Annotated in this window: 10 protein-coding genes; 9 read left to right on the forward strand and 1 reads right to left on the reverse strand. The window is 36.8% G+C overall.

Annotated elements, in window-relative coordinates:
- Nucleotides 1–11: 11 nt before the first annotated feature.
- A complete protein-coding gene (locus BAMA_RS10860) occupies nt 12–332 on the reverse strand; it encodes a hypothetical protein (RefSeq protein WP_034638931.1) in 321 nt (106 codons plus the stop codon).
- 186 nt (nt 333–518) lie between these two features.
- On the opposite strand from BAMA_RS10860, the gene BAMA_RS10865 reads away from it, so the two are divergent.
- From BAMA_RS10865 to BAMA_RS10905, 9 genes are read left to right on the forward strand one after another with little or no spacing between them, the layout of a single operon-like run.
- A complete protein-coding gene (locus BAMA_RS10865) occupies nt 519–800 on the forward strand; it encodes a YqhV family protein (protein ID WP_034638932.1) in 282 nt (93 codons plus the stop codon).
- A gap of 22 nt (nt 801–822) precedes the next feature.
- Nucleotides 823–1,746 (forward strand): stage III sporulation protein AA, encoded by a 924-nt coding sequence (gene spoIIIAA, locus BAMA_RS10870; RefSeq protein ID WP_034638934.1) that lies wholly within the window; start codon nt 823–825, stop codon nt 1,744–1,746.
- A complete protein-coding gene (gene spoIIIAB, locus BAMA_RS10875; protein ID WP_034638935.1) occupies nt 1,743–2,258 on the forward strand; it encodes a stage III sporulation protein SpoIIIAB in 516 nt (171 codons plus the stop codon). Before spoIIIAA ends, spoIIIAB begins: the two co-directional genes overlap by 4 nt.
- Before the next feature lie 14 nt (nt 2,259–2,272).
- Complete coding sequence (spoIIIAC, locus tag BAMA_RS10880) at nt 2,273–2,476, forward strand: stage III sporulation protein AC (protein WP_034638936.1); 204 nt, start codon at nt 2,273–2,275, stop codon at nt 2,474–2,476.
- A gap of 20 nt (nt 2,477–2,496) precedes the next feature.
- Complete coding sequence (spoIIIAD, locus tag BAMA_RS10885) at nt 2,497–2,883, forward strand: stage III sporulation protein AD (protein ID WP_084157964.1); 387 nt, start codon at nt 2,497–2,499, stop codon at nt 2,881–2,883.
- A 15-nt stretch (nt 2,884–2,898) separates the two neighbouring features.
- Nucleotides 2,899–4,068 (forward strand): stage III sporulation protein AE, encoded by a 1,170-nt coding sequence (gene spoIIIAE / locus BAMA_RS10890; protein ID WP_265182715.1) that lies wholly within the window; start codon nt 2,899–2,901, stop codon nt 4,066–4,068.
- A 13-nt stretch (nt 4,069–4,081) separates the two neighbouring features.
- Nucleotides 4,082–4,717, forward strand: coding sequence for a stage III sporulation protein AF (gene spoIIIAF, locus BAMA_RS10895; protein WP_034638938.1), 636 nt, complete (start codon nt 4,082–4,084; stop codon nt 4,715–4,717).
- On the forward strand, nt 4,704–5,357 hold the full coding sequence (gene spoIIIAG / locus BAMA_RS10900) for a stage III sporulation protein AG (RefSeq protein ID WP_034638939.1): 654 nt from the start codon (nt 4,704–4,706) through the stop codon (nt 5,355–5,357). The genes spoIIIAF and spoIIIAG overlap by 14 nt, the downstream gene beginning before the upstream one ends.
- Nucleotides 5,358–5,369: 12 nt before the next feature.
- Nucleotides 5,370–5,966 carry a SpoIIIAH-like family protein gene (locus BAMA_RS10905; RefSeq protein WP_034638940.1) on the forward strand — a complete coding sequence of 199 codons (597 nt, stop codon included), beginning with the start codon at nt 5,370–5,372 and terminating at the stop codon, nt 5,964–5,966.
- Nucleotides 5,967–6,000: the final 34 nt, after the last annotated feature.

A 6,000-nucleotide genomic window follows, 5' to 3' on the forward strand; every position in this document is an offset into this window, starting at 1 on the left:
GCGTGCTTTTTTTATGTGAAATACGGCAAGTAATAAATAATGGTTACAATGAAGCTCACTGCTAACAGTAAAAGAGAACCGATAAAATACGAATCAAATTGCATTTGAAATGGTCTCACTTCACTTGTTGCAATACCGTCCCATCGATGAGGTGAGATATGTCTTTCGTTTGCGGATAGATTTTTGTTAAGCCGAAGGAGCCAAACGAGACCAAACATTCCTAAGCTTCCTAAGAAAAATGACTCCATAAATGACCAACCGGTAGCTAATGAAAACAAAAAGATAGCGATGAGTTGTAGGACGACTGAGAATGAAATTTTAGCGGTTTTCATTTTGTTCCTCCTTTTGTTTGTTTATATAAATATACCATATTTAGTTAGAAATTTCAGAATTATACAAAGGGTATATAAGTATATAAAAAATTCTCTTTTACACTTCTGAAAGAGACAACCTGTGCATATGGTTGTACAAACATATTCTTTTTGCAAATGTTAGCGGAAGTGAGAGAAGGTGAGAGGATGAAACAATGGCTAGCAGCGCTAGAAACCTCTGTGCTTATGATGGCAACACTTCGTCTTTTTTCGGGGAGCATGGAAATTGTTGCTGCTTTGCTGATGCTGTATTTTAATGATGCAAAAAAAGCATTATTTGTGAACGGACTATTAGCATTTGTTGGACCAACGGTTTTGATTTTGACAATGTCCATTGGCATTGCAAGTGTAGCAAATGAGATTTCAATGTCAAAGATGCTTTTTCTTGCGCTTGGAGTAGGGTGTATTTTTATTGCGGTGTTGAAATAGAGGTTTTGATGGGGAGAGGTATATGAAAGAAGTATTAGAGATTTTACCAAGATATATGAAAGAAATGATTGAACACAGTGAGTATTATCATGACTTAGAGGAAATTCGGATTCGGATTGGAAGACCGATTGAATGTATTGCACGTGGTGAAGCTCATTTTCTTCACCACATTGTAAAAGCTGAAGACGGTACGTATTTATTAAATAAATTAAGTCAGTTCTCGATTTATACGATGGAAGAAGAATTGAAGCGTGGTTATGTGACGCTCCGAGGTGGACACCGCGTTGGTTTAGCTGGAAAAGTTGTGACAGAGCATGGAGCTGTGAAAATTATACGTGACGTGTCATCGTTTAATATTCGGATTGCAAGGCAAAAAATTGGAATTGCCCATCCACTATTGCCGTATTTATATGACAAACGCTGGCTTAATACAATGATTATCGGTCCGCCGCAAACAGGAAAAACAACATTGCTTCGTGATGTATCTCGCTGTATGAGTGCTGGTGTAACGACAGCACGTATTCCGTCTTGTAAAGTTGGAATCGTCGATGAACGTTCCGAGATTGCTGGTTGTGTAAAAGGTGTCCCGCAATATGAATTTGGATCTCGCGTTGATGTATTAGATGCTTGTCCTAAAGCAGAAGGAATGATGATGATGATTCGTTCGATGAGCCCAGATGTATTAATTGTTGATGAAATTGGTAGACAAGAAGATAGTGAAGCGATTATGGAAGCAGTTCATGCAGGAGTACAATTATTTATTAGTGCACATGGCTATTCGTATGAAGACATTATAAAACGTCCTTCTTTACAACCACTTTTAAAATTAGGTGTTTTTGAACGGTTTGTTGAGCTGTCAAAAGCGAAAGGACCGGGAACAGTGATGCAAATTAAAGATATGTATGGAAAACCTTTGCAAAGGCGAGAGAAGGTGAAAAGTTCATGATCAAAATTGTTGGTGCTGTACTTATTGTAGCAGTGACAACATTTTTTGGTTTTTCCTATGCGAAAAAATATAGTGAGCGTCCGCGGCAATTACGTTTATTAAAAGCGGCTCTCCAATCTTTAGAAGCGGAAATTATGTATGGACATACACCTCTTTCTGAAGCTGCATCTAGACTTGAAAAACAAATGCCCAAACCATTAAATTGGTTATTTTATAGTTTTTATGAGCGATTAGAAGCTGGTGAGCAAACGGTGAGAGAAGCATGGATAGATAGTTTAGAGGAAAACAGAAAAGTAATGGCGTTTCAGGATGCAGAGTATGAAATTTTACAGCAATTTGGGGAAACGTTAGGACAGCATGATCGGGAATCACAACAAAAACATATTCGTTTATGTATTACACATTTAGAAAGAGAAGAAGGAGAAGCAAAAGAGCTGCAACTTCAATATGAAAAAATGATAAAAAGTTTAGGTGTACTCGCGGGGCTACTTATCGTCATTTTACTGTTATAGGGGGGAGAAAGGCGATGTCTATCGATGTTGGATTAATCTTTCAAATTGCAGGGATTGGCATTATTTTAGCGTTTATTCATACCGTCCTAAAAGAACTAAAGCGAGAAGATATTGCAAATTGGGTTATTCTCGTCGGTTTTGTTGTGATTTTATTCCACGTTGCGTTTTTAATTAATAATTTGTTCGACAAGATTAAAAGCGTCTTTCTCTTTCAGTAAAGGGGGCGGTTCTAATTGAAATTTTACAAATAGTGGGATTAGGGCTCGTTGCGACGTTTTTAGCTGCAGTATTAAATCAGCATAAATCGAGCATCACTTCGTTATTTATCGTGTTTGTCGGCGCTGTTATGTTCCTTCTTCTTATTGATCAAGTGCATGCTATTTTAATGATGATTGAGCGAATAGCTGATCAAGCAAAGGTGAGTAATGTGTACGTGGAGACACTACTAAAGATTATTGGGATTGCTTACATTGCGGAATTTGGAGCACAAATTACAAAAGATGCTGGTCAAGGAGCGATTGCTTCAAAAATCGAGCTTGCGGGAAAGATTTTAATTCTCGTTATGGCAATTCCAATTTTAACAGTTGTAATTGAAACGATTCTTGGCTTTTTGCCTACAGGTTAAAGGAGGCGTATACGTTTGAAGAAATTTGGAATGAGGATGTTACTTGCTGTTTTCCTCTTCTTTTCTTTACCAATTGTCGTACAAGCTTCTCCTATAGAGCAAAAAGTGGTAGATGAACAGCTTGAGAAGCTTGGTATAGAAGATGTAAAGCAGTATTGGGATGATGTCATTACAAAGTATGGCGGATATTTACCTGAGAGCCAAAAAGGAAGCTTTATGGATTTTGTAAAAGGAGAGAAGGAGTTTTCGGTAAAAGAGTGGATGATAGGCTTATTAAAATATTTATTTCATGAGCTTATCGCTAACGGAAAACTACTTGGTACACTCATTATGCTCACAATCTTTAGCGCACTTTTACAATCTCTTCAGTCAGCATTTGCAAAAAGTAGTGTAAGTAAAATAGCAGATGCCGTTGTATACATGGTACTCATTATCTTTGCATTAAATAGTTTTTATGTCGTGATGACGTATGCAAGGGAAACAATTCAAACAATGGTAGATTTTGTACTAGCTCTACTTCCTATTTTATTAGCGCTTATTGCAACTGGGGGCGGTATTGTATCTGTTTCATTTTTTCACCCGATTATCGTATTCCTTATGCATACAAGCGGATTACTTATGAATTATATTGTCCTCCCGCTTTTATTGTTGGCAACGATTTTAAGTATTGTGAGTACGATGAGTGATCAATATAAGGTGACGAAATTAGCGAAGCTACTGCAAAATGTAAGCGTCAGCGTAATTGGGATTTTTTTAACGATTTTTTTAGGGGTGCTATCTGTACAAGGTACTGCTACAGCCGTTGCGGATGGGATTGCTGTAAAGACAGCAAAGTTTGTTACAGGTAACTTTATCCCGGTTGTCGGACGAATGTTTACAGAGGCTGCAGATACGGTCATTAGTGCGTCAGCACTTTTGAAAAATACAGTTGGAATTGTTGGAGTTGTTATTTTACTTTTAATTGTTGCTTTTCCAGCCATTCAAATCTTTTGTATTGCTTTTATTTATAAATTTGCAGCGGCGGTTTTGCAACCCGTTGGAAGTAACTCTATCATTCAATGTTTAGATATAATCGGGCGCAGTATTATTTATGTATTTGCCTCTTTAGCAATTGTTTCATTTATGTTCTTTTTAAGTATCACCATCATTATCGCAGCTGGAAATATTACGCTCATGATGCGGTAGGAGGTGAAGTGATATGCAATTTATCGTCGAATGGATTCGTACGATTATCGTGTTTTTATTATTGGCTACAGTTCTTCATATGATACTTCCAAACTCAAATTTACAAAAGTATGTCAAATTTGTTGTAAGCCTTCTTCTTATTGTCCTTATTTTAACGCCGCTCTTTAAATTATTTCAAACAGATATTCATGAAGTAATCGCAAATTTTAATCAAGAAAAGTATATGGCAGGTGAACCGATAGAAAATTCAATTGATACGAAGAAAAAAGAAATACAAGCTGCTCAGCATGCATATATTTTAGAACAGATGGCTGTCCAAATGGAAAAGCAAGTAGAGAAAGAGTTGGAAAAGCAATATGGAATGACAGTTGTCAACGTCGAGGTGAAAGTTCCAGAAGGCACGCAAGAAGTAAAGTCGCAGCAAGATATTAATTCAGTAGTTGTTACGTTAGCGAAGAAAGAAGTGAGCCGAGAAGGAGCGATTGAAACAGTCCAAACAGTAGAAATTAATACAGATGAGCCAAAGAAAGAACAAGAAGAGCATACAAGCTATATGGCGCAGTATCTTTCAAACAAGTGGCAGCTAGGTGAAAGTAAAATTACAGTTCAAATAGAAGGGGGGATAGGTAGAGCGGATGAGCAACAATAAATTCTCATTTTTTCAAAAGCTGTTTAAAGGTAACGATAAAGATGAGAAAGAGAAGGAAAAAAAAGTTACACCAAAGTTCTTGCTGATTTTACTAATCCTCGGGGTGTTACTGATGTTCTCTAGTAATCTCTTTCCAGCTAAGGAAGAAGCACTACCTGTTTTAAAGCAAGAAACGGGACAAGAGTCGCCGAAAGATGTACCGACTTTTGGTGGGAAAAATAGTGATACAATGTCTGCTGTTGAAAAATATGAAAAGGCATACGAACAAGAATTAAAAGCAGCGTTAGAAGAAGTAGCTGGAGTGAAGGATGTTTCAATTGAAATTAACTTAGATTCATCAGAAGAGAAAATACTTGAAAAAAATATTGTAAAGCGATCACAAACGACTGATGAAACAGATAAAGAAGGTGGAAAGCGCAAAGTAAATGATGAATCGATGGATGAAAAGACGGTTATTATTCGCGAAGGTGATAAAGAAACTCCAATTGTTTTGCGAACAGAGAAACCAAAAGTACGTGGTGTTCTTGTCGTAGCAAAAGGAGTGGATAACATACAAGTAAAACAAATGGTGAGGGAAGCAGTTATACGTATGCTTGATGTTCCGAGTCATCGTGTATCTGTGTTACCAAAAAAGAATTAGGGAGGAACTAAAGTGCTAAAAAAACAAACGGTTTGGTTATTAACAATGCTAAGCTTAGTGGTTGTCTTATCTGTTTATTATGTGACAACACCAGAGCAGAGCAATAATGCGGTGACGACATCGGTTGATGGCAATAAAAATGAAAAACAAGAAACAGAGAAAAGTAAAACAAAAGATGAAACTGGTAAAGAAACAAACCAAACAGAGTCTACGAAAAAAGAAGAGAAGCAAACAGTGCAGTTTAAGGGAGATGATAGTTTCACAGCGCTTCGTTTAAAAGTTGAAGATCAGCGTAGTGAAGTACGAGAACAATTACAAGAAGTAATGACATCAGCAAAGGCAACAGCAGAACAGAAACATCAGGCAAAAACAGAGTTTGATACATTAAATGAGCTAGATACGAAAGAGAGATTATTAGAAACATTAATTAAAGCAAAAGGGAACTATGATGATGCTCTTGTACGTGTAGATGGAAAAAACATTAATATTACTGTAAAAGATGAAAAACAATCTAGTAAAGATGCAAATAAAATTTTACGCCTTGTTGAAAGTGAAATGGGTGAAACGAGTGGGAAAAAGGTAGCAGTTCAATTTCAGCCTACAAAATAAAAAAGAAGAAGCTACCTTGCTTGGTAGCTTCTTC

It is taken from the genome of Bacillus manliponensis (assembly GCF_000712595.1).
Taxonomy (GTDB): domain Bacteria; phylum Bacillota; class Bacilli; order Bacillales; family Bacillaceae_G; genus Bacillus_A; species Bacillus_A manliponensis.

Excerpts from the sequence above, each read along its gene's own strand:
- BAMA_RS10860 (WP_034638931.1), bottom strand. The coding sequence starts at position 332 with ATGAAAACCGCTAAAATTTCATTCTCAGTCGTCCTACAACTCATCGCT.
- BAMA_RS10865 (WP_034638932.1), top strand. The coding sequence starts at position 519 with ATGAAACAATGGCTAGCAGCGCTAGAAACCTCTGTGCTTATGATGGCA.
- spoIIIAA (WP_034638934.1), top strand. The coding sequence starts at position 823 with ATGAAAGAAGTATTAGAGATTTTACCAAGATATATGAAAGAAATGATT.
- spoIIIAB (WP_034638935.1), top strand. The coding sequence starts at position 1,743 with ATGATCAAAATTGTTGGTGCTGTACTTATTGTAGCAGTGACAACATTT.
- spoIIIAC (WP_034638936.1), top strand. The coding sequence starts at position 2,273 with ATGTCTATCGATGTTGGATTAATCTTTCAAATTGCAGGGATTGGCATT.
- spoIIIAF (WP_034638938.1), top strand. The coding sequence starts at position 4,082 with ATGCAATTTATCGTCGAATGGATTCGTACGATTATCGTGTTTTTATTA.
- spoIIIAG (WP_034638939.1), top strand. The coding sequence starts at position 4,704 with ATGAGCAACAATAAATTCTCATTTTTTCAAAAGCTGTTTAAAGGTAAC.